Origin of the sequence: Frankia sp. CpI1-P (assembly GCF_001421075.1) — a bacterium.
GTDB lineage: Bacteria > Actinomycetota > Actinomycetes > Frankiales > Frankiaceae > Frankia > Frankia torreyi.
This window is the reverse complement of sequence record NZ_LJJX01000005.1, coordinates 97,583-124,088: the sequence shown is the minus strand read 5'-3', so window position 1 is coordinate 124,088 and position 26,506 is coordinate 97,583. Positions and strand designations below refer to the sequence as shown.

Here is a 26,506-nt window from a genome sequence, read left to right as displayed (position 1 = left end):
NGAGCGCGGGGNGGNGCTGTCGGCGACCTACGAGGCCCGGGCGTACGGGCTCCGCAGCGCGATGCCGATGGCGCGGGCGCTGCGCCTGTGCCCCACCGCGGCGGTGGTTGCGCCCGACCATGCCGCGTACCGGGCGGCCTCGATCGAGATCATGAAGATCTTCCGGGACGTCACCCCGCTGGTCGCGCCGCTGTCGGTCGACGAGGCGTTCCTCGACGTCGCCGGCGCGCGGGCGCTGTTCGGGTCGGCGCCGCGGATCGCCGCGGACATCCGCCGGCGGGTGGCGACCGAGCAGGACCTCACCTGCTCTGTCGGCGTCGCGCCGTCGATGTTCGTCGCCAAGATCGCCTCGACCCGGTGCAAGCCGGACGGGCTGGCGGTCATCGCCCCCGACGAGGTACTCGCCTTCCTGCATCCGCTGCCGACCGGGGCACTGTGGGGCGTCGGCCCGCGGGCGGAGGCCACCCTGACCCGGCTGGGGCTGCGCACGATCGGGGACATTGCGAACACCCCGGTGGACACGCTGCGCCGGGCGCTCGGGGACACCGCCGGAGCCCACCTGCACCGGCTGTCGTGGGGGATCGACGAGCGGCGGGTGGATCCCGCCACCACGGAGGTCACCGTCGGCGCCGAACGCACCTTCGCCACCGACATCACCGAGCCGGCGGCGCTCGCTCGGGAGCTGCTGCGCCTGTCCGGACGGGTGGCCGGCCAGCTCCGGCACCGGGACCGGCGCGCCCGGACCATCTCGGTCAAGGTGCGCTACGGCGACTTCCGGACCGTGACCCGCGCCCGCACGCTGCGTGATGGCACCGACGTGTCCCAGGCGATCTACTCCACCGCGACGGACCTGGTGACGGATCTGGGCCTGCTCGGGGGCGGCCGGGTTGCCGGCGCCGAGGTCATGGCCGTGCGCCTGCTGGGGGTGCGGGCCGGCAACCTCGTCGACGCGGGCGGCGGCAGCAGGCAGCTACTGCTCGGGGAGCGGCCCGACGGCTGGGCGGAGCTGGACCGGGTCGCCGACCGGGCGCGTGACCGGTTCGGCGCGGGTGCGGTGGGTCCGGCGGCCCTGCTCGACCGGCCCGAGGGGCCCTCACCGGGCCCACCGTGACGACAGCGTGTCCCGGCATGAACGGTGCTGCTTCGGGCACGGGACACGTGAGGTGATTGGCTCGGTTCCAACCGGCATGACGGGTTGCCTACCGCACCCGCCCGCGCATGCCTATTCTTGGTTGTCAGGTTCCGTCTGCCGGGCCTGTAGGTCGTGGGAGGAGCGTCGATGCCGCTCTCGGAGAACGAGCAGCGCCTTCTGGAGCAGATCGAGCGCGCTCTCGTTGAGGATGACCCGAAGTTCGCCAGCACCGTGCGGTCGACAGACCCCCGCACGTACCTGCTGCGCCGGGTGCGCCGCAGTGCGGTGGTCTTCCTGCTGNGGCTCGCCGTCCTGGTGGTCGGCGTGGTGCTCAACCGGGTGCCGCTCACCGTCATCCTCGGCATCCTCGGGTTCCTGATGATGCTGTTCGCCGCGCTGCGCGGGGCCGCCGACCTGCGTCGCATCAGCGGGCGCGACACGGGCGGCCGCCGGCCCGGCGGCCGAGGCCGGTCGAAGGGACGATCCCGGACGAAGGCGCCCTTCATGGAACGGGTCGAGGAACGCTGGCGGCGCCGCTGGGAAGACCGGTCCTAGCAGGCGCGGAATCTCCCCGTCGTCCGGGCGATCTCAGGGGCCGTCCGGCGGCGCTGATCCGCCGCTGTGCGCCGGCTCCGGGACACGGGCCTCGGCATCGTTCACCGCCGCGGGCTGCGGCCCGCCGCCGGAGCGGCCTGGTCCGGTGTCCGTGGGGTGCCGCCGCAGGTACCGGCGGATCCGGCCGGCGCGATCGCGGCCCGGTTCGTCCGGCTCACGGCGGCGGAACACCGACGGCGGCGCAAGGCGCGCCATGATCCGGCGGGTTCGCGGGGCGACCGACCAGAGCGTCCCGGAGGCGGTGGCGACGTCCCGCCTCACCTCGGCGTGCGGCGGCGGGGCGGCGAGTTCCGGGGGCGCGTATCGGGCCCGCTCCTCCGCGGCCGCCAGCCGGGCCAGCGCCTCGCGGGCCTGGGGGTACGACGGGACGGCCGGCGTCGGGTCGGTTTGGGAATTAGCCTGCGCCGCCGCGGTGGCATCGGCCTGCCGGTCGGCCGCCGGCTCGGCCTGCCGCGCGGACGCGGACGCGGGNTCGGCGTCGAGGTAGGCGGTCAGCCGGGCGACCCCGGCCCGCGGCGAGTCGCTGACCCGGATCGTGATGCCGAGGTCGGAGGCGACGTCGAGCAGCTCCGCCCAGGCATCGTGCACCTGGTCGACGCCCTGCGCGCCGGTCCGGCCGGCCGGACCGCCGCCGGCGCCGGCGCCGGCGGTGTCGTCGGGTCGGCCGTGTCGTAGCCGGGCCCGCCGCCGCCGGAACCGGATGATCGCCGGGGTGGCCAGCAGGGCCGCCACGGGCGGAACGGTCGCGCACAGCCAGATCACCCAGGCAGGGATGCCGGGGGAGGTGTNGGTGTCCTCGCCCGCGGTCGGGGGGTGCGTCGCGGTCGGGTCGTCGGGGTTCGCCCCGGCGCTGGGCATCGGAACCTGCACCGGTGCGGGCAGCGGCTGGGCACCGGACGCGCTCTGTTCGCCGGGCGGCGCGGCCGCCCCGTCCGGATCGTCGATGCCGGCGGGCGCGTACGAGGGCGCCGCCGTCGCCCCGTCCGAGCGGCGGGTCGGCTCGAAGCTCACCCAGCCGACCGAGGGGAACCACACCTCGGGCCAGGCGTGCGCCTGCCGGTTCGTGATCAGGTAGCTGCCATCCGCCTGCTGCTCGCCGGGCACGAAACCGATGGCGACCCGGGCGGGGAGGCCGAGCATCCGCACCAGGACGGTCATCGCGGAGGCGAACTGCTCGCAGTACCCCCGGTGCGACTCGAAGAGGAACTCGGCGAGGGCGCCTTCCTGGGTGGTCGGCGCGCCTGCCAGGTCGTAGGTGAACAGCGGCCCGCGCAGGTGCTGCTGGATCGCGTACACCTTCTCGTAGGGGGTGCGCGCGTTGTGGGTGATCGATTCGACGAGCTGGCGCAGGCGGGGGTCGAGGTTGTCCGGCAGCGCGGTGTCCACGGCCAGCTCGGCGGGGGCCGGCCCGGTCGCGGCCGCCAGCTCGGCCCGGGTCGGGTTCGGCACGGTCGCGTCGACCTGGTAGCGCACGCCCGCGGTCGAGGTCCGGGTGGAGAAGATCGTGCCGGTCGGGGCCGCCAGCCGCCAGTCGCCGGTAAGCCCCTTGATCTTGGTGGGGATGCCCGGGACCGGCAGGTAGAGCTCCTTGAACCGGGTGGTGACGGCGATGTCCGCGCTGACCTGCGCCGTGGTGCCGCCGAGGCGCGGCTTCGGTAGACCCTCGCTGACCCGGTTGTCCCGGGTGGCGTTGAGCGCCCGCAGGGTGAACAACTGCCCGTCGAAGTTCTCCAACGCCGTCAGCCGCAGATACCGCGGGGTCTGCGAGCGCACGCTGAACAGGGGCACCTGCTTGCTGGCGTGCAACTGCTGGCTCACCGAGACGATCGGCTGTACGACGCTGGCCGAGCTCGGCCCGTCTCCGGCGCCGTAGCCGCCCTTGCGCGACACCAGCCCCTCGCCGTCCAGCGACGGCAGGCCGAGCGGCACCGCGACGGCGACGAGCAGCGCGGCGAGCGCCACCCCGAGCGCGTTCACGGTGAGCCGGCCGCCGAACGCCTCGCGCTCGCCGCGCCCCCGGCCGGCGTCGGACACCGTCCGGCCCCACCGGCCGAACGCCAACCGACCGTCCAGCAGCAACAGCGCGACGAAGCTCGCCGCCCCCAGCAGGAACGGAACGGTGCCGACGCCGCCGGGCAGGATCGCCGCGGACACCGCGTACAGGGCCAGCAGGGGCAGCCCGCCGAGGGCCGGGCGGTCCAACGTCACCACGATCAGATCGACGACCATGACGACGAGGTAGATGCCGACGACGGTCAGGACCACCAGCCCCGGCCGGTGCGGCACCGGCGCCGCCAGCCGGGAGATGTCCGAACTGCCGTCGGCGATGAGCGCGCGCAGCGTCCGCACCGTCCCGGCGGTCGGCACCACCCCGAGCAGCGCCGTCCCCCGGGCNCACAGCACGGTCACGGTGCCGACGAGCCCGGCGAGGCTGAGCAGGATGGCGGCCGCGACCGGCAGCCGCAGCAACCTGCCGAGCGTCGCGGTCGCCACCGCGACGACGACCGCGATCACGACGGGCCGCATCCACCACAGCGTCCCGTCGAACAGCCGGGACAGCGCGCTGGTGGACAGCAGGCAGGCGGCTGCGGCGACGACGGTGGAAACCGGGCGGACGGTCACCGGGCCGCCCGGCGCGGGGGCTGGCCCGCGGCCCGGGTCGCCGAGGCCGGCCCGCCGCCCCCACGATCGTCCGCGGGGCGGGCGCCGGCGAATCCCCGCTGGCCCGCCAGCGCCGTCACCCGCGGCCACACCGAGGCGAGACTCATGCCCTGCCGTGCGACGAGGACCGCCCAGCCGGCGCGGGTCAGCGCCGTCCGCGCCGTCGCGAGGTCGGCGGTGGCCGCCGGGTGGGGGTGCCAGCTCGTCACGTCGACGAGGACGGCGATGGCGGGGGCACGGTGTGAGCGCGCGGCGGCCAGCGTCGTGAGCTGGGCAGGCTCCGTGTGGCCGAGCACGGCGACAAGCAGGCCGCCCCGGTCGCCGCCGGGGCGGCGCAGCGCGGCGAGGGCCGGGTGCAGTGACTCGGCGTCGACCGGGGCGAGCGTGGCCAGCTCGTCGAGCAGTCCGGAGACGGTCGCGCCGGCCGCGGTCGTGACCTGCCCCCGGTCGGTGAGCAGCCGGACCCGGTAGCCGCCGCGGACCAGGTGGAGCCCGATCCCGCCGACGGCGCTGACCGCCCATTCGAACGCCGATGAGGGGCCGGAGTCCGGCCAGGCCCGCATCCGGGTGTCGAGCAGGATCGCCGCGGCGCCGATCTGCGGGTGCTCCTCGCGTCGAACCATCAGCTCGCCGCTGCGGGCCGTCGTCTTCCAGTGCACCTTGCGCAGGTCGTCGCCGGACCGGTACGGCCGGGTGGTCGTCTCGTCCTCGCCGACGAGGCCGGTGGCCCGGCGCAGCTCGGCGCTCACACTGGCCGAGGCGCCCGGCCGGGCCGGCGGGAGCCGCTCGACGGCGGGCGCGACGATCAGCTCGTCGATGCTGCGGAAGCTGCGGGACAGCTCGCAGAGCCCGAACGGATCGCCGAGCCGGATCGCCATCGGCCCGATCTGGTAGCGGCCGCGGACCGACGCGCGCAGGGCATAGGAGAGGTCACGGCTGCCGCCGGGCTCGATCCGGTCGAGCACGAAGCGGGCGCCGCCGCCCAGACCGGAGCCGGTCGTGTCCTCCACCAGCAGCACCGACGACGGCGAGCGGCTGACGTTCTCCAACTGGATGCGCACGCTGACCCGGTCGCCCGCGGTGACCCGGCGCGGTTCGAGCCGGCGCGTGCAGGACAGCCGGTAGCGGGTGCGGCAGACGACCGCCGCCGCGAGCACCGGCAGGCTCGCGACGAGCAGCCCGATGCGCAGCAGGTCCTGCTCGCCGAGGATGATCGCGGACACGGCGCAGGCCGCCCCCGCGGCGAGAAAGGACCGGCCGCGGACCGTCAGGCCGCGCAGCGCCGCGACGAAGTCCCGCACACGGATCTCTAACGGCCGTGCCGGGCCGGGCGTGCCGTGCCGGGCCGGGGAATGGGGATCCGGTGCAGGACCTCGGTCAGAATCCGGGCGGCGACCTCGGTGCCGGGCTCGCCGGAGAGCATGATCTCCGGGTGTAGCAGCAGGCGGTGCGCCATCACCGGGATGGCCATCTCCTGCACGTCGTCGGGCAGGACGAAGGCGCGCTGGTCCAGCGCGGCGCGGGCGCGCGCGGCCCGGATGAGGTGCAGCGCCGCCCGGGGAGACGCTCCGAGCGCGATCTCCGGATGCACCCGGGTCCCGCCGACGAGGTCGACGATGTAGTGCCGCACCTCGGGAGACACGTGCACGGTGCGCACCAGGGAGATCAGTCGAGCGATCTCGGCGGCGTCGGTGACCGGGGTGATGCCCGTCAGAGGGTTGGCGTTGCCGTGGTTGTCGAGCATCGCCATCTCGGCGGCGGGGGAGGGATAGCCCATGGAGATGCGCGCGGTGAAGCGGTCCCGCTGCGCCTCGGGCAGCGCCCGGGTGCCCTCCATCTCCACCGGGTTCTGGGTCGCGATGACCATGAACGGCGACTCCAGCCGATAGGTGACCNCGTCGACGGTGACCTGATGCTCCTCCATACATTCCAGCAGGGCGGACTGCGCCTTGGGTTCGGCCCGGTTGATCTCGTCGCCGACGACGATGTTGGCGAACACCGGGCCGGGGCGGAACTCGAAGTCCCGCGTGCCCTGGTTGTAGACGCTGACGCCGGTGACGTCGCTGGGCAGCAGGTCGGGAGTGAACTGGATGCGCCGCACCCGGGCGTCGATGGAACGGGCGAGGGCCTTGGCGAGCATGGTCTTGCCCACCCCGGGGACGTCCTCGATGAGCAGGTGACCCTCGGAGAGGAGGACCACCAGCGCCGTGGTGATCGCCTCGGACTTGCCGTCGATGACCGTCTCGACGCGCGCCCGGACCCGGTCGGCGATCTCGGCAAGGTGGCCGATGTCGGCCACCGGGTCACGCCAGTGGAGCAGACCTGGGTCGGTCACCACTAGTTGGCCCCCCTCCGGGCGTCGGGCTTTCGGGCTGCGCGGAGCCGGCCCCGACGAAACCCGTCCCCCTCCCGAGTGTGACATCCACAGCGGCCGTGCAGGCCACCGTGGTCAAGGAAACCTGCGCGAGACCGGGCCGGCGGGNGGGGGNACCAGGTAGCGGGCCCCCCACCCGCCGAGCCCCGGTCGGCGCGTGGGGGGGGAGCCGTTCGACCCTCGCAGTTAGGGGACTTTCCTACCAATTTCTGCGGGTTTATACCAGTCCTTGTCTGGGCATCACGCGCGCCTGATGTCGGAGTGGTTTCGGTGGGGTGGCGCGGGGTGTTGAGGGGGTGTCGGGTGGGGGGCAGTGGAGTAGAGTGGCGCGCAGTGGGGGGCAGGAGCTAACGGTTGACCGTCGCGGGGTGATCTGGCGCTGTCTTCCCCGCAGCGGCAGGGAGGTTGCCGGTGTTTCTCGGCAGCCACACACCACGGCTGGATGACAAAGGGCGNCTGACTCTGCCCGCGAAGTTCCGCGACGAGTTGGAGGGGGGGCTTGTGATCACGAAAGGGCAGGAACGATGCCTGTACGTCTTCCCGATGGCGGAGTTCACCCGGATCAGCGAGTCCCTGCGCACCGCCCCGGTCACGGCGAAGGCGCTGCGTGACTACAGCCGGGTGTTCTTCTCCTCGGCTGCTGACGACGCGCCGGACCGGCAGGGGCGGATCACCATTCCCACCCCGTTGCGCACCTACGCGGGGCTGACGCGCGACTGCGTCGTCAACGGGGNGAACACCCGGGTCGAGATCTGGGACGCCCAGCGCTGGCAGGCCTACCTGGAAAGCCAGGAGGAGAGCTTCGCCGAGCTGTCCGAGGAGGTCCTGCCCGGAGTTATCTGAGCTGCCCTGGGATCTCACGATCCGGATGCCCGGAACATGTGTTCCGGCCCACGCCCGCACCCGCCTCTCCGGCCGCCCCTTCCCCGGCGGCCGGCACGGCGGGGAGCGTACGGGGTTGGCCACACCCGGCGGTCCCGCGTGCGGATTCCGCCGCACCGGCGGTGCCCGTNCGTCCTGCTCGGGATGCCGCCGTACCGGACTAGCCCGTCAGCACATCTGAAGACGAGGTCCACGAGCGGTCGAGGGAGGCTCAGCGCTGAACGCCATGCACACGCCTGTGCTGACCGACCGCGTACTGGAACTGTTGGCCCCGGCCCTGAGCAGGCCGGGAGCCGTGGTGGTGGACGCCACGGTGGGGCTCGGCGGGCACGCCGCGGCCCTGCTCGTCGCCTTCCCCGAGGTCCGGGTCGTCGGTCTCGACCGCGATCTCGACGCCCTGACGCACAGCGGTGAGCGGTTGCGAGCACTCGCACCCGAGCGGGTGCGGCTCGTCCATGCCGTCTACGACGAGATCGGCACGGTCCTCGCCGGGTTCGGATCCGCGCGGGTCCAGGGGGTCCTGTTCGACCTCGGGGTCTCGTCGCTGCAGCTCGACACCGACGCGCGCGGGTTCGCCTACTCGCGGGACGCGCCGCTGGACATGCGGATGGACGCCACCCGCGGCCGGACGGCCGCCGAGGTCCTCAACACCTATGACGCCGCCGAGCTGGCGCGGATCCTGCGGGACTACGGCGAGGAGCGGTTCGCCCGCCGCATCGCGGAGTCGGTCGTCCGGGCCCGCGCCGTCGAGCCGTTCACCACCTCGGCGCGGCTGGTCGACCTCGTCCGCGACGCCATCCCGGCGCCGGCGCGACGCACCGGCGGCAATCCGGCCAAGCGCACCTTCCAGGCACTGCGCATCGAGGTCAACTCCGAGCTGGACGTGCTCGCCCGGGCGTTGCCCGCCGCCTTCGACGCGCTGGCCGTCGGCGGCCGGCTCGTCGTGCTGTCCTACCACTCCCTCGAGGACCGGCTGGTCAAGCGGGAGCTGCGCGGCTACGCGGAGACGCTGGTGCCGCCGGACATGCCCGTGGTGCCGGCCGGCGCCGAGCCGCGGTTGCGCTGGCTTACCCGTGGCGCGGAACCGGCGAGCGAGGTCGAGAAGGCCGACAACCCGCGGGCGGCGTCCGTGCGGTTGCGGGCCGCCGAACGCACGGCTCCGAACCNGGACCGTGCCCAGCCCACCACCGGAGGTGCATCGTGACCGCTCCCGCGCAGCCGCTTTCCCGGGCGGGGCGGGGCGGCGCCGGCCGCGCCGGTGGCCCGCCCCCCGGCGCCCGCGCGGCCCGGGTGCCGGGTGCCGCGGCGGTGCGCACCGCCGCGGCGACGGCTCCGATCCTCGACCCCCCGCTGCGGCGGGCCCCCGCCCGGACGCGGCTCACGGTGGTTCGCCCGGCCCCGACGGGGGCTCGCAAGGGGCCGTTCGTCGTCCTGCTGCTGGTCATGCTCGGCGCCGGCCTGCTGGGTCTGCTGGGGCTCAACCTCGCGCTGATGGAGAACTCGTTCCAGGAGAACACCTTGCGTAACCGGGCTTCCGCCCTGGCGGACGAAGAACAGTCGCTCGCGGTGCGGGCCGACCAGCTCTCCGACCCGGCAGCGCTGGCCGCCCAGGCGAGCCGCTTCGGCATGGTGCCCGGCGGGGTGCCCGAGTACCTCGCGCCGGGTACCCCACTGCCGCCGGGCGCGCGGGTGCTGTCCCGGGAGCCGGGCAGCGGTTCGGTCCTGGTGATCGTGCCCGCACCGGCGGGCCAGCAGCCTCCGGCCGGCGCGGGCACAGCCCGGTCCGGGACGGGCGCAGCCGGGTCCGGGACGGGCACGACGGCGGTTGCCGGCACCGGCGCGGCTACCGCCGGTGCCGCGGGCACCGCCGCCAGCACCACCGGGACCGCGGGCGCTGCCATCGGCGCGGAGACGACCGTGCCCGGCGCCGCGGGCGCCACCGCGGCCGGCACGAGCGGCGCGGCGGCCGGCGCCGCAGTGGGATCGCAGCAGCCGGCTTCGGGGACCGCGCCGGTCCCGGGCACGGGCGGCAGCGGGCTGGGCGCCGGGGCGCAGTCGGGCACGGCGACCTCGACCGGCACGGCCGGCGCTGACCGGGGTGGGCCCGCGCAGTGAGCTCCGCCCTCTCCGGCTCACCCCGGCGCGGGCGCGGACGGCTACGGCTGGTGACACCGCCGCCGGCCTCCGTGCACGGCGGCCGGTTGCGCCGCGATGATGACACGGCTCGGGGCCCGGCGGACGACCGGGATCACGACGATCCGGGTCGCCCGCCCAGCAGGTCGGGCCAGCGGGCCGCCCGGCCCCGCGGTGCGCAGGAGCATCCGCGGGCGCGTCGGGGCGGGAGCGGCACGGCCCGGGGGGGCACCCGGGGACGAGGCCGGGCGGGTGGCGCCCGCGGGCACGACGGCCGCTACCGCGACCACGGTGCTGGCGACTACGCCGACGCCGCTGGCTATGACGAGGCCGTCGACTACGACGGTGCCTACGACTACGACGGTGCCTACGACTACGACGGTGCCGTTGCGCCCGGCCGGGGCCGCAGCGGGCGGGCCGGCGGTGGCCGCCGGCCACCGCGTCCCCCGGTCCGGCGCAACTACCGGCTGAGCAGCCCGCGGCGGCGGCTGCGGGTGACGATCGTGTTCATGTGCGCGCTGCTCGGCATTCTCGCGCTGCGACTGACCCAGCTCCAGGGCTTCTCCGCGTCGACCTACGCGGCGCAGGCCGAGAAGGAGCGGCTGCGCACGATCGTGCTGCCCGCGGTGCGCGGCGCCATCACCGACCGGTCCGGCCACACCCTCGCCCAGCACGTCGAGCTGCGCGCGGTCTACGCGAACCCGACGAACGTCAGGGACATCGGCGCGACCGCCGCGAAGCTCGCCCCCGTGCTCGACGACAGCGCGGCCAGGCTGACGAAGCTGCTGACGGACCCGACCAGGCACATCAAGTTCGTCTACCTCGCCCGCGGACTGAACCCCGACGTCGCGAAGAAGGTCAGCGCCCTGGAGCTGCACGGCATCGGTATCACCGAGGAACGCGGCCGCACCTACCCGGCCGGTCCGCTGGCGGCCAACGTCGTCGGGTTCATGCGGCGCGGCGACGGGGACGTGCTGGAAGGCGCCGGCGGCCTCGAGCTCGAGTACGACAAGGTGCTGCGGGGAACCGACGGCCAGCGCGTGCTGGAGGCCAACCCGGAGGGCATCGAGATCCCCTCCGGACACGGCCGGCAACGCGATTCCGTCCCCGGCTCGGCGCTGCGGCTCACCCTCGACCGTGACATCCAGTGGAACGCCCAGCAGGCCATCGCCAACGCGGTGCGATCCTCCGAGGCCGACGGCGGCACGGTCGTGGTGATGGACCCCCGCACCGGGGACGTCCTCGCGATGGCCGACGCGCCCGAGTTCGACCCGCGCAACATCACTCCGCGGGACCAGCCGGCGTTGGGTAACCGCTCGACCNGGGACGCCTACGAGCCCGGCAGCGTCAACAAGGTGATCACGATGGCCGCCGCGCTCGACCGCGGGCTCATCACCTCGGAGACGCCGCTGACCATCCCGCCATCCATCATCCGCGGCGGGGTGCGCATCAAGGACTCCGAGGAGCATGGCGTCGAGCATCTGACCACCGCCGGGGTCCTGGCCCGCTCCAGCAACATCGGCACCGTGGAGATCGCCGAGCGGGTCGGCCGGCCGGCGTTGGAGCAGGCGCTTCGCGCCTTCGGTCTCGGCGCGAAGACGGGGCTGGGCTTTCCCGGCGAGGGCACCGGCCTGCTGCCACCGGCGAAGGACTGGTCNGGCAGCCAGGCCGCGACCATCTCCTACGGGCAGGGCATGTCGGCGACGGCGCTGCAGATGGCGTCGGTCTACGCCACCGTCGCCAACGGCGGCGTGCGGGTCACCCCCCGGCTTGTCGACGCCGTCACCGGCCCGGACGGGACCGTCCAGGTCACCCCCCATCCCCCCGGCCAGCGGGTGATCAGCGCGCAGACCGCGGCGACGCTGAGCCGGATGCTGGAGACGGTCGCGACGAACGAGGGCACCGCGCCGCTCGCCGAGGTCCCCGGCTACCGGGTGGCCGGCAAGACCGGCACGGCGTACCGGCCGGACCCGGTGCACGGCGGATACGAGGGCTACACCTCGTCGTTCATCGGCTTCGCGCCGGCCGACGACCCGAAGGTCGTCGTCGAGGTCGTCCTGGACAACCCGAAGAAGGGGTATTTCGGCGGGCAGGTCGCCGCGCCGGTGTTCCAGGGTGTGATGAGCTTCGCCCTGACCACCCTCGGCGTGCCGCAGCCGACGACGAAGCCNTCGCCGCTCGTCCTCGATCTGGACAAGTAGCACTGGAATCGCAACAAGGAACTCGGAGAGCTGGACAAGCCGCGCGGGACCGGTCCACCTGCGGCATTCGGTGGACCACCGCCAAGCCCGGGCGCCCCTGCCGATGGCCGAGCTTGCTCCCACTAAGGTCGTCAGCGTGACCCCACCGGCACCCCGACCGGCCGCCCCGACGGCGTGCGGCCTGGCTGATCTGCGCGCGGTGCTCACGGCCGCGGAACTCCCACTCCCGCCGGCCCCGCCGCCCGTCGGCCCTGGTCCGGACGCCGCGGCGCCCGCCGGACCCGGCCTGGACGCGGTGGTGCGCGGCGTCACCCACGACTCCCGCCGGGTGGCGCCCGGCGACCTCTACGCGGCGCTGCCGGGCGCGCACGTGCACGGGGCCGACTTCGCCGCCGCCGCGATCGCCCGCGGCGCGGTGGCGGTGCTCACCGACGCCGAGGGCGCGCGGCGGATCGCCGCCGCGGGCGGGCCGGCGGCCGCGCTGCCGGTGCTCGTCAGCGCGGACCCGCGCCGCGACCTCGCCCCGGTGGCGGCCCGCGTCCACGGCGACCCGTCGGCGGCGCTGCGCCTGCTCGGCGTCACCGGGACCAACGGCAAGACGACGACCGCGTTCCTCCTCGACGCCGGGCTGCGCGCGGCGGGCCACACCACCGGGCTGGTCGGCACGGTGGAGACCCGCATCGCCGGGGACCGCCTGGCCAGCGTCCACACCACCCCGGAGGCCAGCGACCTGCAGGCGCTGCTGGCGACCATGGTCGAACGGGGCGTGGACGCCGCCACCATGGAGGTCTCCAGCCACGCGCTGGCCCAGCACCGGGCGGACGCGCTGCACTTCGCCGGGGCGCTGTTCACCAATCTCAGCCAGGACCATCTCGACTTCCACCCCACGATGGCGGACTACTTCGAGGCGAAGGCGTCGCTGTTCACGCCCGGCCGGGCGGCGGCCGCGGTGATCGGCGTGGGCGACGAGTGGGGCCGGCGGCTGGCGGCCCGCCGCCCGGACGCGGTCACCTTCGCCGTCGACGGCCCCGCCGACTGGACGGCCCGCGACATCACCGCCGGCCCCACCGGCAGCGAACTGCTGGCCGCCGGGCCGGGCGGCGAGCGGGTGGAGCTGTCCGTCCCGCTGCCCGGGCTGTTCAACATCGCCAACGCGCTGGGCGCGCTGGCGCTGCTCGTGGCGGTCGGGGTGGATCCGGCCGTCGCGGCCGCCGGGATCGGTTCGCTGCCCGGCGTGCCGGGACGGATGGAGCGGGTCGATGCCGGCCAGCCGTTCCTGGCCCTGGTCGACTTCGCGCACACCCCGGACGCGGTCACGACGCTGCTGGCGACCGTCCGTCCCCTGGTGAAGGGCAGGATCATCATCGTGCTCGGCTGCGGCGGGGATCGTGACCGCGGCAAGCGCCCGCTCATGGGCGCCGCCGCCGCCACGCTCGCCGACCTCGCGATCCTCACCAACGACAACCCGCGCTCGGAGGACCCGGCGGACATCATCGCCGCGATGCTCGCCGGGGTGCCGGCCACCGCGCGCGCGGCGGGCCGGGTGCTGGTCGAGCCGGACCGGGCCGCCGCGATCGCCGCGGCCGTCGCCGCCGCCGGCCCGCAGGACGCCGTCGTCGTCGCCGGCAAGGGGCACGAGTCCGGGCAGGAGCAGGCCGGGCTGGTGACCCCGTTCGACGACCGGGCGGTGCTGCGGGCGGCGCTGGACGCGGCGGCGCGCGGATGATCCCGCTGACCCTCGCCGAGGTCGCCGCGGCGACCGGCGGACGCCTCGACGCGGTCCCCGACCCGGCCGCCGTGGTCGGCGCCGTTGCCGTGGACTCCCGCCAGGTCGGCCCCGGCACGCTGTTCGTCGCCCTGGTCGGCGCCCGCTCCGACGGGCACGACTTCGCCGCCGCGGCGGTGGCCGCGGGGGCGCCGGCGGTGCTCGCCGCCCGGCCGCTCGGCGTGCCGGCGGTCGTCGTGGCCGACCCGTCCGCCGCCCTCGCCGCCCTCGCGGCGCACGTGCGCGACATCGCCCGCGCCACCATCGTCGCCGTCACCGGCTCGGCGGGCAAGACCACGACCAAGGATCTGCTCGCGGACCTGCTCGCCGAGCTCGGCCCGACCGTGGCCGCGCCCGGGTCGTTCAACAACGAGATCGGCCTGCCGCTGACCCTGCTGCGCACCGAACCGGACACCGCGTTCGTCGTGCTGGAGATGGGCGCGCGCGGCCTCGGGCACATCGCCACCCTGTGCGCGGTGGCCCGCCCGTCCGTCGGGGCGGTGCTCAACGTCGGCAGCGCGCACGTCGGCGAGTACGCCGACGGCCGGCTCGGCATCGCCGCGGCCAAGGGTGAGCTCGCCGAGGCCGCCCGCGACGCCGTCGTCCTCAACGCCGACGACCNGCTGGTGGCGGCGATGGCGCCGCGGGCGCGTGGCGAGGTCATCACCTTCGGCGAGGACGCCGCGGCGGACGTGCGCGGCGCCGACGTCCGCGTCGACCCGCTGGGGCACGCCTCGTTCGACCTGCTCGCCGGCGGCGAGCGCCACCGGGTCACCCTCGGCCTCGTCGGCACGCACCAGGTGCCCAACGCCCTCGCCGCGGCGGCCGTCGCCCTGCGCCTCGGCCTGAGCCCCACGCGGACCGCGGCGGCGCTCGGCGCGGCGCGGGCGCGCAGCCGCTGGCGGATGGAGGTCACCCGGACCGCCGCCGGGGTCGTCGTCGTCAACGACGCCTACAACGCCAACCCCGAGTCGATGCGCGCCGCCCTGGCGACCCTGGTCGACATGCGCGGGGTGGGCCGGGCGATCGCGGTGCTCGGGGGCATGGGAGAGCTCGGCGACGCCGCCGACGACGCGCACGACGCGCTCGGCCGGCTCGCCGTCCGGCTCGGGATCGACCAGGTGATCGCGGTGGGGCCGGCGGCCCGGCGCATCCACCTGGCGGCGTCGCTGGAGGGTTCCTGGGACGGCGAGTCGCGGTGGGTGGCGGACGCCGACGAGGCGGTGGCGATGGTGGTCGCGCTCGCCCGGCCGGACGACGTCGTGCTGGTCAAGGCCAGCCGGTCCTACGGACTGGAGCGCGTCGCCGAGGACGTGGTGACGAGGTTCGGCGTGGTCGGCGCCGGGATCGAGGGGGCATGAGAACGGACCGCTGNGTGCACCGGGGCGGACACGCGCGGGTGACACACGCGTGAGAGGCGTTCTTATCGCGGCCATGGTCGCGTTGGTCGTGTCGTTGCTCGGTACGCCCTGGGTGATCCGGTTCTTCCGCCGGCAGGGGTACGGGCAGGAGATCCGCGAGGACGGNCCGTCGAGCCACCTGACCAAGCGCGGCACGCCCACCATGGGCGGCACCGTGATCATCGTGGCGACGCTGGTCGGCTACTTCCTCGCCCACCTGGTCACCGGGATCGGCTTCACCGCCTCCGGTCTGCTCGTCCTGCTGGTGATGACCGGACTCGGCGTCGTGGGCTTCCTCGACGACTACATCAAAATCCGCAAGCAGCGCAGCCTCGGGCTCACCGCCCGGATGAAGTTCGCCGGCCAGGCCGCGGTCGCGATCGCGTTCGGCCTGCTCGCGGTCCGGTTCAAGAACCATGCCGGGCTGCTGCCGGGGTCGACGTACATCTCGATCGTGCGCGACACGTCCCTGTCAGTCGGCATCATCGCCTTCCCGCTGCTGGCGTGGATCATCATCGCCGCGACGTCGAACGCGGTGAACCTCACCGACGGCCTCGACGGCCTCGCCGCCGGCACGTCGGCGATGGTCTTCGGCGCCTACGTGGTCATCTCGTTCTGGCAGTTCGGCAACCTGTGCGAGCCGGGGGACTCGCCGGCCGGCTGCTACGCGGTGCGCGACCCGTTGGACGTGGCGCTGGTCGCGGCGGCGGCGATGGGGGCCTGCTTCGGCTTCCTGTGGTGGAACGCCAGCCCGGCGAAGATCTTCATGGGGGACACCGGCTCGCTCGCGCTCGGTGGCGCGTTCGCCAGCATCGCCATCGTCAGCCGGACCGAGCTGCTGCTCGTCGTCCTCGGCGGCCTGTTCGTCATCGAGACCCTGTCGGTGATGATCCAGGTGGCGTTCTTCAAGGCGACGAAGAAACGCGTGTTCAACATGGCGCCGATCCACCATCACTTCGAACTCGCCGAATGGCCCGAGACAACGGTGATCATCCGGTTCTGGATCGTCTCCGGCCTCGCGGTGGCCTTCGGGCTCGGCCTGTTCTACGCCGAGTTCCTCTCCCACGGAGGTGGCTAGCCCCATGACGGCGGTTGGCCCCACGGAGGCGGTTGACCCCGTGACCGCAGCGGAGCCGCGCACCTGGACGGGGCTGCCCGTGCTGGTCGTCGGGGTGGGGGTGTCGGGGCTCGCCGCGGCCCGGGCGCTGCTCGGCCGCGGCGCCCGGGTGCGGGTCGTCGACGCCGGCGACACCGAGCGGCACCGAGCGGCCGCCGCCGACCTGCGGGCGCTCGGGGCGACGGTGGAGCTCGGCGGCCTGCCGGCGGATCCCGGTGGGGCGGGGCTCGTCGTGACGTCGCCCGGCGTCCCGCCGACCGCGCCGCTGATCATCGGATCGGCGGCGGCGGGGGTGCCGGTGTGGGGGGAGGTCGAGCTCGCCTGGCGCTGGCGCGGCGCCACCCGCTGGCTCGCCGTGACGGGCACGAACGGCAAGACCACGACCACCGAGATGCTCGGGGCGATGCTCGCCGCGGGGGGTCGGCGCGCGACCACCGCCGGCAACATCGGCACGCCGATCGTGGAGGCCGTCGCCGCCGAGCCGCCCTACGACACGCTCGCCGTCGAGCTGTCCAGCTTCCAGCTCCATTACACCCACACCGCGGCCCCGCTGGCCGCGGCCGTGCTCAACGTCGCGCCGGACCACCTCGACTGGCACGGCGGCGCGGACGCCTACGCCGAGGCCAAGGCGCGGATCTGGCGCCATCCCGCGACGATCGCGATCGGCAACGCCGACGACGCGGCGAGTACCCGGCTGCTCGCGCAGGCGCCGGGGCGCCGCGTGCTGTTCGGCCGGGACCCTGCGGCCCGCCCCNCCCCGGGGCTGACCGTCGAGGCCGGTCACCTCGTCGACCGCGCCTTCGGCGGCGGCCGGCTCGTCGCCGTGCGCGACCTGCGCATCGCCGGCCCCCACCTGATCTCCAACGCGCTGGCCGCGGCGGCGCTCGCCCGCGCCGAGGGCGTCGACCCCGCGGCGATCGGCGCCGCGCTCGCCGAGTTCCGCGCCGGTGCCCACCGCAACGCCGAGGTCGCCGTGATCGACGGCGTCCGCTGGGTGGACGACAGCAAGGCGACCAATCCGCACGCCGCCGCCGCCTCGCTGGCCGGCTACCCGTCGGTCGTGTGGATCGCCGGCGGCCTGAACAAGGGCCTCGAGTTCGACGAGCTCGTCCGCGACGCCCGCGGCGTGCTGCGCGGCGCGGTGCTCATCGGCCGCTGCGCCGACGAGATAGCCGTCGCGCTCGCCCGACACGCCCCCGATGTCCCCGTCGAACGGGCCGCCGGCATGGACGATGCGGTGAAGGCCGCGGCGGCGCTCGCGCGCGCCGGTGACACGGTGCTGCTCGCGCCGGCCGCGGCCTCGATGGACATGTTCCGCGACTATGCGGCCCGCGGAGACCTGTTCGCCGAGGCGGTGCGCGCACGAGAGGGGTAGCCGTGGCTGGTTCAAGGCCGGTGTCGCCCTCTACCGGGCTGTCGGTGCGGCCGATCGCCGGCCGATCCGTCCGGTCCGGCCGAGACGCTCGAGACGCTCGAGACGGCCGTGACGGGGGGCAGGGGCGGGGCTCGGGCAGGGCGTCGGCCCGCGGCCCGGGCCGCGCCCGCGGCGAGGCGCCGGCCGGCGATGACGACGGCCCGGTGGACAGAGAAACCGCCGAACTGCGGGTGCCGCTGCTCGACCGGCCGTTGGCCTCCTACTACCTGCTGCTGTCCTCGGCCGGCCTGCTGCTGTTGCTCGGGCTGGTCATGGTGCTCTCGGCGTCGAGTGTGCGCTCCTACGCCCTGTTCGGCTCGGCGTACACGCTGTTCATCCGGCAGGCGATCTNGGTGGGCATCGGCCTGCCGATCGTCGTCGCGGCCAGCCGGTTGCCGGTGCGGGCCTTCCGCGCCCTGGCCTACCCGTTGCTGGCCGGCACGGTGCTGCTGCTCATGGCCGTGCTCGTCCCCGGCATCGGCAGCGTGCGCGGGGGTGCCCGGCAGTGGATCGTTGTCGGCCCGATCACCATCCAGCCCAGCGAGCTGGCGAAGATCGCGCTGGTGCTGTGGTGCTCGGACCTGCTGGTGCGCAAGCGGCGGCGGCTGTCCGACCCGAAGCACCTGTTCGTCCCGCTCGTGCCGGTGTTCCTGTTCATCGACCTGCTGATGCTGCTCGAACCGGATCTCGGCGGCGCGATCTGCGTGACGGTCGTCCCGCTGACCATCCTGTGGGTGATCGGCACCCCGAAGCGCTTCTACGGCGCCGTGATGGGTTCGATGATCATCGCGGCGACGGTGCTCGCCGTCGTCGAGCCCTACCGGATCCGGCGGCTGCTGTCGTTCACCGACCCCTTCGCCGACGCCAACGGTGACGGCTTCCAGGCCGTCCAGGGCATCTACGCGCTGTCCACGGGCGGCTGGTGGGGGGACGGGCTCGGCGCCTCCCGGGCGAAGTGGCCGGAGCTGCTGCCCGCGGTGCACACCGACTTCATCCTCGCGATCATCGGCGAGGAGCTGGGGCTGGTCGGCAGCCTCGTGGTGGTCGGGCTGTTCGGCGTGCTCGGCTACGCGGGCCTGCGCATCGCCCACCGCTCCGACGACCTGTTCGTCCGGCTGGCCGCCGCCGGCGTCACCGCCTGGATCATCGTCCAGGCGGTGGTGAACATGGGGGCGGTCGTCGGCCTGCTGCCGATCACCGGCGTCACCCTGCCGCTGGTGTCCTTCGGCGGGTCCGCGCTGCTGCCCACCCTCGCCGCCCTGGGGATGCTGCTGTCCTTCGCCCGCTCGGAGCCGGCGGCGGCGAAGTACCTGGCCCGACGGGCCGAGGAGCGCCGCGCGGCCCGGGCCGAGCGCGCCGGTGTGCGCCGGCGGCCGCGGCTGCCCGGCCGCCGCGCCCGCCGCGCCCGCCGACCCGACCTGGAGCTCGTGCCCGTCGACGGTCCCGACATAGCACCCGGCACCGGTGGGCGAGCGACCGGTACCGGGCTGTCCGTGGGCCGGCCCGATGTGTCATCGTCTTGAGCGATGTTGCGAAGCGTAGTGCTCGCCGGCGGCGGGACAGCCGGCCATGTCGAACCCGCGCTCGCCGTGGCGGACGCCCTGCGCGCCGCCGAGCCGCGGGCGCGGCTGACCCTGCTGGGCACGGCCACCGGCCTGGAGGCGCGCCTGGTGCCGGCCCGGGGCTACGAGCTGGCGACGGTGCCGAAGGTACCGATGCCGCGCCGGCCCACGCCGGCGCTGCTGAAGCTGCCCGTCCGCCTGGTCGACGCGGTGCGCCAGGCAGGCGCGACGCTGGACCGGGTCCGGGCGGACGTCGTCATCGGCTTCGGCGGATACGTGTCGGTGCCGGCCTACCTCGCCGCCCGGCGCCGCGGCATCCCGATCGTGGTCCACGAGGCGAACCCGCTGCCCGGGATGGCCAACCGGCTCGGTGCCCGGTTCACCCCGTTCGTCGCCACCTCGTACCCGAGCACCCCGCTGCGCGGCGCGACCCTCACCGGGATCCCGCTGCGCGCGGAGATCCTCACCCTCGACCGCTCGCCGGCCGCCGCCCGCGCCGCGCGGGCCCGCTACGGGCTTGACCCGCACCGCCCGACCCTGCTCGTCTTCGGCGGCTCCCAGGGGGCCCGCAGCCTCAACCAGGTCATGACCGCGGCGGCGCACCCGCTGACCACCGCGGGCGTCCAGGTGCTGCACGCGGCCGGACCGAAGAACTTCGAGGAGGTCGCGGCGGCGCTGCCCCACGGCCTGCCGGCTCCCTACGAGCTGCGGCCCTACCTGGACGACATCATGTCCGCGTACGCCGCCGCCGACATGACGCTGTGCCGCTCCGGTGCGATGACCTGCGCCGAACTCGCCGCGGTGGGCCTGCCGGCGGCCTACGTGCCGCTCCCGCACGGCAACGGCGAGCAGCGCCGCAACGCCCTGCCGACGGTGGAGGCCGGCGGCGGCCTGCTCGTCGACGACGCCGAACTCGACGCGGACTGGCTGCTGGCGAACGTGCTGCCGGTGCTCACCTCGGCGGAGCGGCTGGCGAAGATGTCGGCGGCGTGCGCGGGCAGCGGTTACCCGCAGGCCGCCGCGGCGATCGTCGCCATGGTCCGCGACGCGGCGGCGACCCGGCGCCGGTCCCGGCCCCGCCACGCCGCCTCCTGACGGAGGCGTGACGCGGCTGCGCGGAACACCACCCCGGGGCGACTCCCGCGGAGGGCCGCCGTCGGCGGTGGGGATCCGTCAGCGCAGGGCGGCCAGGACGACGACGGGGATCTCGCGTTCGACCTGCTCCTGGTGGCCGCGGATGCCCGNCATCGTCTCCACCAGTGCCTGGTAGAGCCGCTCCCGCTCGGCCCCGGTGGCGGTGGACGCCTCCGCGGCGAACCGGGCGGTGCCGAGCTCCACGGTGACCTTGGGGTTGGCTGTGAGGTTCCGATACCAATCCGGATGCCGGGAGGCCGCCATGTTGGACGCGAACACGATGATGCGGCCGCGCCCGCCGGCCTGCCCGCGCCCGCCGGCCTGGTCCGCACCGTCCACCTGGGCCGCTCGGCCAGCCCGGTCCTCGTCGCCCGCGTCGCCAGCCCGGTTCTCGTCGCCAGCCGGGTTCTCGCCCGCCGCGGTGCCGGGGGCGCCGTCGGTGACGTAGCCGAGCGGCGTGGTGTGTTCCCGCCCACTGTGCCGGCCGGTCGTCGTCAGCAGCACGAGTCGGGACCCGGGCAGCGTCTTCTCCAGTGCTCCGCCGGTGGCCCGGTATTCGGCGATCACGGTCTGGTTGACCGCCCGGATGTCGAAGCCGGGNCTGCGCGGGTCCTGAGTGTCGGACATCTACCTGATCCTCACCGGTCGCCGCCGGCCGTGCCGGCGGTGGGCGTGTTGCGGCAGTCAACCATCGACGCAGCGTCACGGCCGGGAGGATCAGGCCGGGTGCCGCCGCGTCGGCGTCAGCCCGCCGGCGGCTCGTCCAGTGCCGCCAGCAGCCGCGGGCCGACCGTGGTGATCGTCCCGGCGCCCAGGGTGAGCAGCAGGATGCCGCCGGCCGGGGCGGCGGGGACGGGGCCGTCGAGCGCGTCACGGACGTCCGCGGCGAGCCGGTCGACCAGCTCCGGCCAGGGCACGTAGCCGACCGCCGCGGGCCCGGCCAGCCGCTCGACCAGATCCGTCGGGTGNCGGCCGAGGTCATCGGTCTCCCGGGCGGCGTAGATGTCGGTGACGTAGACCCGATCGGCGTCGGCGAAGGCGGTGGCGAAGCCGTCGAGCAGCGCGGCGAACCGGCTGTAGGTGTGCGGCTGGAGCACCGCCCACACCGCCCGGCCGCGGGCCCGGGAGCGGGCCGCGGCGAGCGTCAGCCGGATCTCGGTCGGATGGTGCGCGTAGTCATCGATGATCTCCAGGCTCCGACCGCCCACCGGGTCGGCGACGGCGGCCGCCGGCCGGAGCTGCGATCGCGCAGCGGGCGTGCCGGTCTGGGCCGGTGTGGCAGCCGACCGGCCGAGGCCGGGCGCGGGGGCCAGCGCGGTCGCCGCCGCCGGCGCGCCCGCGGCCGAGGGTACGGCCCGGGGGAGGGCGGAGTCGGGCGGTGTGGCCCCGGCTGCTGTGCCGGCGGCCGCCGTTGGCGTCGTGTCGGGTGGCCTCGGGGCGGCCGGGATGGTGACGGGATCGGGCGTGCCGGCGCGCCAGAAGCCGACGAACTCGAAGCGGCGGGCCGCGCCGGTGTAGGTCGCGAGCGTCGCGAGGGTCTGCGCCGGCGCGACACCCAGCTCGGTGGCGACCGCGAGGACCGCCAGTGCGTTGAGGAGCGAGTGCCGGCCGGGGACCGCCAGCGTCAGGGTGCCGATCTCCTGGCCGGCGTGCAGGATGACGGCGCGGGCCGTGTCGTCCCCGACCGCGGTGGCGACGTCCACGGCGCGCCACCGACGATCGGGGCCGAAGCCGTAGTCGAGCACGGGCGCGGACGCGGACGGCGCCTGCCGGCGCAGCTCGGCGAGCACGGCGGCCACCCCCGGATCGTCCCCGCAGACCACCAGCCGGCCGTCGGGGCGCACTCGCCGGGCGAACGCGGTGAAGGCGGCCCGGACCGACGCCTCGTCCGGGAAGATGTCCGGGTGCTCCCATTCGACGTTGGTGATCACGGCGATGGCGGGTTCGAGGCCGGCGAACGCGCCGCCGTACTCGTCGGATTCCAGCACGAACACGTCGCCGGAGCCGGCGAGGGCGTTGCCGCCGAGCTGGGAGACCTCCGCGCCGATGACGGCGGTGGGATCGAGCCCGGCCGCGCGCAGCACCAGGGTCAACATCGCCGAGGTGGTCGACTTGCCGTGCGAGCCCGCCACGGCGACCAGCCGGTAACCCGCGGTCAGCTCCGGTAGCCACTCGGACCGGCGGCGGACCGGCAGGCCCAGCGACCGGGCGGTGACGATCTCCGGGTGATCGTCGGCGAGGGCGCTGGAGGCGACCACGACATCCACCCCGGCGAGTTCGGCGGCGATCGCCTCCGCTGTCGGCGCGGGTCCGACGCGGACGGGCACTCCGCGGGCACGCAGGGTCGCCACGCGGGGGGAGTCCTCGGCGTCGCTGCCGCTGACCCCCCCGCCGCCGGCGAGGTGGATCTGGGCCAGCGGCGACAGGCCGGCGCCGCCGATGCCGAGGAAATGGACGTGCTGGGTGCNCTGACGGGTCACGCAGGCAGTACACCATCACGCCCCCGCCCCACCACGCTCCCCCTTGATCGCGCCCCCCGAACCGTCCAGGCCCCCCCGCGAATCGCCGAGGGGAGCGCTGGCGTGCCTGGAAGATCGCCGGAGGTGATCTGACGGAAGTTGGCTGCCATAGTAGGTCAGGGGTTCCCGCGCATTGCCGAAGGCGGCGCTGTCGTTCCAGGAAGATCGCCGGAGGTGATCTGACGGAAGGAGGCTGCCACAGTAGGCCAGGGGGCCCCGCGCATTGCCGAAGGCGATGCGTGGGGAAGGCTGTGACGAAGCGGACGTGCCAGGAAGGGGTGTGACGCGCCGACAGCTTCCTTGACCACCGACGTAGCCGTGCCNACTGTCCGATTCACAGTCGGAAGTTGACATAACTGTAACCGTCTAGCTGACGGTGAAGGTTGAGACTGTGACTGTTTCCCCCGCTCGCCGCGTGAATCCGCCATCCCGCGGCGCCGCAGGGGCGGGGTAACCCCCCGTCCGACCACCGACGCCGCTGGAGGACCGACACCGCATGGCTGCCCCACAGAACTATCTCGCGGTCATCAAGGTCGTCGGGATCGGTGGTGGTGGCGTCAACGCCGTCAACCGGATGATCGAAGTCGGTCTCAAGGGCGTCGAGTTCATCGCCATCAACACCGATGCCCAGGCCTTGCTCATGAGCGACGCCGACGTGAAGCTCGACGTCGGCCGCGAGCTGACCCGGGGCCTCGGCGCCGGGGCCGATCCCGAGGTGGGCCGGCAGGCCGCCGAGGACCACCGCGAGGAGATCGAGGAGGTCCTCAAGGGGGCCGACATGGTCTTCGTCACCGCCGGTGAGGGCGGTGGCACCGGTACGGGTGGCGCCCCCGTCGTGGCGAACGTGGCCCGTTCGCTCGGCGCGCTCACCATCGGTGTCGTGACCCGGCCGTTCACCTTCGAGGGCAGGCGCCGCGCGACCCAGGCGGACACGGGCATCGACACCTTGCGCAACGAGGTCGACACGCTCATCGTCATCCCGAATGACCGCCTGCTGGCGATGACCGACCGCGACATCAGCGTCCTGGACGCCTTCCGCAGCGCCGACCAGGTCCTGCTCTCCGGTGTCCAGGGCATCACCGACCTGATCACCACCCCCGGTCTGATCAACCTCGACTTCGCCGACGTGAAGACGGTCATGTCGCACGCCGGCAGCGCGTTGATGGGCATCGGTCGGGCCCGCGGCGACGACCGGGCCACGGTGGCCGCCGAACAGGCCATCGCCTCCCCGCTGCTGGAGGCGAGCATGGACGGCGCCCAGGGCGTCCTGCTCAACATCTCCGGCGGCTCGGACCTCGGTCTGTTCGAGATCAACGCGGCCGCGGAGCTCGTCGCGGACGCGGCCCATCCCGAGGCGAACATCATCTTCGGTGCGGTGATCGACGACGCCCTCGGCGACGAGGTGCGGGTGACAGTCATCGCCGCCGGGTTCGACACGGTGCAGGACCGGCGGATCAGGCCGTCCCATGCGCAGCAGCCGCGGCGGTCCCCCGGCCAGGGTGGGACCGCCGGTGGCGGCACCGGGAGCGCGCCTCCGGCTCCGGCCGCCTCGCCGGCCACGACGATCCTGCCGCCGCTGCCGACGATCCCGAGTGCCTCGGCTCGCGTGGCCCAGGCCGCGCCGCCGCCCCCGCCGCCCCCTCCGCCGCCGCCCACCCCCGCGCCCGTCCAGCCGGCCCCGCCGACGCCGAGCTACCTGCAGACGCCGCCGTCGCCGATCGGCCAGTCCAACGTCGGGCACTACCACCCCGAGCCGCTGCCGGGGGCGCCGGCCGCCCACGAGCGCGTCTCTCCCGGCGAGTCGACCGTGATCCCGACGGTGGAGTCGCGCATCGCTCCGCCCGCGCGGGAATCCGTGGAGCCGGCGGCCGACCCCGGCTACGCCCAGCCGCACCGGGTCGATCCGCCGCGGGCGACGGGGCCGCGGCCGNCCTACCCGCCGCCGCGCCGCCCCGTCCGGCCGGTGGTCGACGACGACGAGCTGGACGTGCCGGACTTCCTCAAATAACCCGCGCCGGGCAGACTTCCGGCCATGCCGGTTCTCGTCACCTCCCGCGCGGGCGGGGTCAGTGCGCCGCCGTTCGGCGGGCTCAATCTCGGTGATCATGTCGGCGACGCCGAGGATGCCGTCGCCGCCAACCGACGCCGGCTGGCCGAGCGGCTGCGGATGCCGGTGCAGTACATGCGCCAGGTGCACGGCACGCGGGTCGTCGTCGCGCGCGAGCCGGCTCCGCCACCAGAGGCGGACGCCCTCGTGACCGATGTGCCGGGCCTCGCGCTGGCGGTGATGGTTGCCGACTGCGCGCCGGTGCTGTTCGAGTCCCCGACGGCGGTGGGGGTCGCGCACGCCGGGCGGGTCGGCATGGCCGACGGTGTGATCGACGCGACGCTGGCGGCGTTCGACCGGCTCGGTGTCCCGGCGGATCGGCTCATGGTCACCGTCGGCCCGTGTGTCTGCGCGGGCTGCTACGAGGTGCCGGCGGAGCTGCGCCGGGAGGTCGAGCGGCGGGTGCCGGGCAGCGCGGCGGCGACGCGGCGGGGGACCGCCGCGATCGACCTGCGGGCCGGCATCCACCATCAGCTCGTCGCGGCGGGTGTGACCGACATCGCCGTCGCCGCCCGCTGCACCGCGGAGGACCCGGAGCTCTACTCCTACCGCCGGGACGGCCGTACCGGTCGGTTCGCCGGGGTGGCGTGGCTCGGGCCGGCCGCGTGATCGGGCGTCCGGATCCGTTCACCGGGGCCGATCCGGCCGCGGCGGCGGGCGTCGACCCGGTGCGCCGGGCGGAGCTGGCCCGCCGGCTGGCCGTGATCGAGGAGCGGATCGCCGCCGCGGCCCGCGCGGCCGGCCGCGATCCGGCCGGGTTAACCCTCATCGCGGTGAGTAAGACCTATCCGGCCGAGGATGTCGTGATGCTGCGCACACTCGGGGCGCGCCAGTTCGCCGAGAACCGCGAGCAGGAGGCTGGCCCGAAGGTGACTATGGTCACGCGTCAGCTCGAACAGTCGCGTGGCGATCCGACGGTCGGCGGCGGAGGCGGGCCCGGCGGGGCGGGCGTGGCGTCGGGCGGGACGCCGGGAGGATCGGATCTCACCTGGCACTTCGTCGGCCAACTCCAGCGCAACAAGGCCCGATCCGTCCTGCGTTGGGCGGACTGGGTTCAGTCGGTGGACCGATCGGGCCTGGTCGGCGTCCTGTCCCGGCTCGCGGTTGAGCGAGGCCGCCCGCTGTCGATCTGTCTGCAGGTATCGTTGGACTTGCGGAGTGATTTCGGGAGGCGGGTGGGGTCCGTGGTCGCCGATTCGGGCCGGGGCGGCGCCGATCCGGCGGAGCTCCCGGCGCTGGCTGATCTCGTCGACGGGGCGCCCGGGCTGACACTGCGTGGCGTCATGGCGGTTGCTCCTCGTGGCGAACCAGCACGTCCCGCATTTGAGCGGCTGCGGGCCGTTGCCGAACGGCTGGTCGTGGACCACCCTCAGGCCACCGTCATCAGCGCCGGCATGTCGGGCGATCTTGAGGCCGCGGTGGCCGAGGGCGCGACACACCTTCGGATCGGGACCGCTTTGTTCGGTGAACGGCCTGGTGTCCCTTAGAGT

14 protein-coding genes and 20 pseudogenes are annotated in these 26,506 nt (G+C 74.7%); 24 read left to right on the top strand and 10 right to left on the bottom strand.

What is annotated here, in order from left to right; genetic code table 11:
- Nucleotides 1–15 precede the first annotated feature (15 nt).
- From dinB to FF86_RS40810, 3 genes and pseudogenes are all read left to right on the top strand, one after another.
- Nucleotides 16–1,111 (top strand): DNA polymerase IV (dinB, locus tag FF86_RS05200; RefSeq protein WP_242418213.1); only part of this gene is annotated, 1,096 nt, incomplete at its 5' end.
- A gap of 168 nt (nt 1,112–1,279) precedes the next feature.
- Nucleotides 1,280–1,432, top strand: a pseudogene (locus tag FF86_RS40815) (DUF3040 domain-containing protein); the annotation flags it as partial.
- 1 nt (nt 1,433) lies between these two features.
- Nucleotides 1,434–1,687 (top strand): SNF family Na+-dependent transporter (locus FF86_RS40810; RefSeq protein WP_242418212.1); only part of this gene is annotated, 254 nt, incomplete at its 5' end.
- 849 nt (nt 1,688–2,536) lie between these two features.
- Here FF86_RS40810 and FF86_RS40805 read toward each other — a convergent pair.
- The 5 genes and pseudogenes from FF86_RS40805 to FF86_RS40790 form a co-directional block, all read right to left on the bottom strand.
- Nucleotides 2,537–4,141, bottom strand: a pseudogene (locus FF86_RS40805) (transglutaminaseTgpA domain-containing protein); the annotation flags it as partial.
- Between the two features lies 1 nt (nt 4,142).
- On the bottom strand, nt 4,143–4,273 hold a 131-nt coding region (locus tag FF86_RS65275; RefSeq protein WP_242418238.1), incomplete at its 3' end, for a hypothetical protein.
- 92 nt (nt 4,274–4,365) lie between these two features.
- Nucleotides 4,366–5,709, bottom strand: coding sequence for a DUF58 domain-containing protein (locus tag FF86_RS05185; protein WP_044883595.1), 1,344 nt, complete (start codon nt 5,707–5,709; stop codon nt 4,366–4,368).
- A gap of 8 nt (nt 5,710–5,717) precedes the next feature.
- Nucleotides 5,718–6,303 (bottom strand): annotated as a pseudogene (locus FF86_RS40795) (AAA family ATPase); the annotation flags it as partial.
- 1 nt (nt 6,304) lies between these two features.
- A partial coding sequence (locus FF86_RS40790; RefSeq protein ID WP_242418211.1) for a MoxR family ATPase occupies nt 6,305–6,746 on the bottom strand: 442 nt, incomplete at its 3' end.
- A gap of 447 nt (nt 6,747–7,193) precedes the next feature.
- Here FF86_RS40790 and FF86_RS61875 point away from each other — a divergent pair.
- From FF86_RS61875 to murG, 18 genes and pseudogenes are all read left to right on the top strand, one after another.
- Nucleotides 7,194–7,237 (top strand): annotated as a pseudogene (locus FF86_RS61875) (cell division/cell wall cluster transcriptional repressor MraZ); the annotation flags it as partial.
- 1 nt (nt 7,238) lies between these two features.
- Nucleotides 7,239–7,515 (top strand): annotated as a pseudogene (locus tag FF86_RS40785) (division/cell wall cluster transcriptional repressor MraZ); the annotation flags it as partial.
- 1 nt (nt 7,516) lies between these two features.
- Nucleotides 7,517–7,625 (top strand): annotated as a pseudogene (locus tag FF86_RS40780) (cell division/cell wall cluster transcriptional repressor MraZ); the annotation flags it as partial.
- 265 nt (nt 7,626–7,890) lie between these two features.
- Nucleotides 7,891–8,830: pseudogene (rsmH, locus tag FF86_RS05170) on the top strand (16S rRNA (cytosine(1402)-N(4))-methyltransferase RsmH); the annotation flags it as partial.
- 34 nt (nt 8,831–8,864) lie between these two features.
- Nucleotides 8,865–9,779 (top strand): hypothetical protein, encoded by a 915-nt coding sequence (locus FF86_RS05165; RefSeq protein WP_052680934.1) that lies wholly within the window; start codon nt 8,865–8,867, stop codon nt 9,777–9,779.
- Nucleotides 9,780–10,306: 527 nt separating this feature from the next.
- Nucleotides 10,307–11,119 (top strand): annotated as a pseudogene (locus tag FF86_RS65270) (penicillin-binding protein 2); the annotation flags it as partial.
- 1 nt (nt 11,120) lies between these two features.
- Nucleotides 11,121–11,454 (top strand): annotated as a pseudogene (locus FF86_RS40770) (penicillin-binding transpeptidase domain-containing protein); the annotation flags it as partial.
- Between the two features lies 1 nt (nt 11,455).
- A pseudogene (locus FF86_RS40765) lies at nt 11,456–11,967 on the top strand (penicillin-binding transpeptidase domain-containing protein); the annotation flags it as partial.
- 167 nt (nt 11,968–12,134) lie between these two features.
- Nucleotides 12,135–13,724, top strand: coding sequence for a UDP-N-acetylmuramoyl-L-alanyl-D-glutamate--2,6-diaminopimelate ligase (locus FF86_RS05155; protein ID WP_370657159.1), 1,590 nt, complete (start codon nt 12,135–12,137; stop codon nt 13,722–13,724).
- A pseudogene (locus FF86_RS40760) lies at nt 13,721–14,384 on the top strand (Mur ligase family protein); the annotation flags it as partial. The gene FF86_RS05155 and the pseudogene FF86_RS40760, both read left to right, overlap by 4 nt.
- Nucleotide 14,385: 1 nt before the next feature.
- A partial coding sequence (locus FF86_RS40755; RefSeq protein WP_242418210.1) for a glutamate ligase domain-containing protein occupies nt 14,386–15,124 on the top strand: 739 nt, incomplete at its 5' end.
- A 49-nt stretch (nt 15,125–15,173) separates the two neighbouring features.
- Nucleotides 15,174–15,289: pseudogene (locus FF86_RS40750) on the top strand (phospho-N-acetylmuramoyl-pentapeptide-transferase); the annotation flags it as partial.
- Nucleotide 15,290: 1 nt separating this feature from the next.
- Nucleotides 15,291–16,241 (top strand): phospho-N-acetylmuramoyl-pentapeptide-transferase (gene mraY, locus FF86_RS05145; protein WP_242418209.1); only part of this gene is annotated, 951 nt, incomplete at its 5' end.
- Nucleotides 16,242–16,245: 4 nt separating this feature from the next.
- A pseudogene (gene murD, locus FF86_RS40745) lies at nt 16,246–17,034 on the top strand (UDP-N-acetylmuramoyl-L-alanine--D-glutamate ligase); the annotation flags it as partial.
- 1 nt (nt 17,035) lies between these two features.
- Nucleotides 17,036–17,655 (top strand): glutamate ligase domain-containing protein (locus FF86_RS40740; protein WP_396229776.1); only part of this gene is annotated, 620 nt, incomplete at its 5' end.
- Nucleotides 17,656–17,657: 2 nt separating this feature from the next.
- Nucleotides 17,658–18,045 (top strand): annotated as a pseudogene (locus FF86_RS40735) (putative lipid II flippase FtsW); the annotation flags it as partial.
- 1 nt (nt 18,046) lies between these two features.
- Nucleotides 18,047–19,217 (top strand): putative lipid II flippase FtsW (gene ftsW, locus FF86_RS05135; protein WP_242418208.1); only part of this gene is annotated, 1,171 nt, incomplete at its 5' end.
- A gap of 3 nt (nt 19,218–19,220) precedes the next feature.
- Nucleotides 19,221–20,351, top strand: coding sequence for an undecaprenyldiphospho-muramoylpentapeptide beta-N-acetylglucosaminyltransferase (murG, locus tag FF86_RS05130; RefSeq protein ID WP_044883605.1), 1,131 nt, complete (start codon nt 19,221–19,223; stop codon nt 20,349–20,351).
- Nucleotides 20,352–20,429: 78 nt separating this feature from the next.
- Here the strand turns inward: murG and FF86_RS40730 are convergent.
- The 5 pseudogenes from FF86_RS40730 to murC form a co-directional block, all read right to left on the bottom strand.
- A pseudogene (locus FF86_RS40730) lies at nt 20,430–20,500 on the bottom strand (nitroreductase family deazaflavin-dependent oxidoreductase); the annotation flags it as partial.
- A 1-nt stretch (nt 20,501) separates the two neighbouring features.
- A pseudogene (locus tag FF86_RS05125) lies at nt 20,502–20,990 on the bottom strand (nitroreductase/quinone reductase family protein); the annotation flags it as partial.
- A 143-nt stretch (nt 20,991–21,133) separates the two neighbouring features.
- A pseudogene (locus FF86_RS65265) lies at nt 21,134–21,358 on the bottom strand (UDP-N-acetylmuramate--L-alanine ligase); the annotation flags it as partial.
- A 1-nt stretch (nt 21,359) separates the two neighbouring features.
- Nucleotides 21,360–21,595: pseudogene (locus FF86_RS65260) on the bottom strand (glutamate ligase domain-containing protein); the annotation flags it as partial.
- Nucleotides 21,596–21,967: 372 nt separating this feature from the next.
- Nucleotides 21,968–22,857 (bottom strand): annotated as a pseudogene (gene murC, locus FF86_RS65255) (UDP-N-acetylmuramate--L-alanine ligase); the annotation flags it as partial.
- Between the two features lie 548 nt (nt 22,858–23,405).
- On the opposite strand from murC, the pseudogene ftsZ reads away from it, so the two are divergent.
- From ftsZ to FF86_RS05105, 3 genes and pseudogenes are all read left to right on the top strand, one after another.
- Nucleotides 23,406–24,839 (top strand): annotated as a pseudogene (gene ftsZ, locus FF86_RS05115) (cell division protein FtsZ); the annotation flags it as partial.
- Nucleotides 24,840–24,941: 102 nt separating this feature from the next.
- The gene (pgeF, locus tag FF86_RS05110) at nt 24,942–25,625 is read left to right on the top strand and encodes a peptidoglycan editing factor PgeF (RefSeq protein ID WP_044883609.1); all 684 of its coding nucleotides are present in this window, start codon (nt 24,942–24,944) and stop codon (nt 25,623–25,625) included.
- A complete protein-coding gene (locus tag FF86_RS05105) occupies nt 25,622–26,503 on the top strand; it encodes a YggS family pyridoxal phosphate enzyme (RefSeq protein WP_044883683.1) in 882 nt (293 codons plus the stop codon). Before pgeF ends, FF86_RS05105 begins: the two co-directional genes overlap by 4 nt.
- The last annotated feature ends 3 nt before the right edge of the window (nt 26,504–26,506 follow it).

Coding starts and splice junctions, on each gene's coding strand:
- murG (WP_044883605.1), top strand. CDS start 19,221: ATGTTGCGAAGCGTAGTGCTCGCCGGCGGCGGGACAGCCGGCCATGTC.
- pgeF (WP_044883609.1), top strand. CDS start 24,942: ATGCCGGTTCTCGTCACCTCCCGCGCGGGCGGGGTCAGTGCGCCGCCG.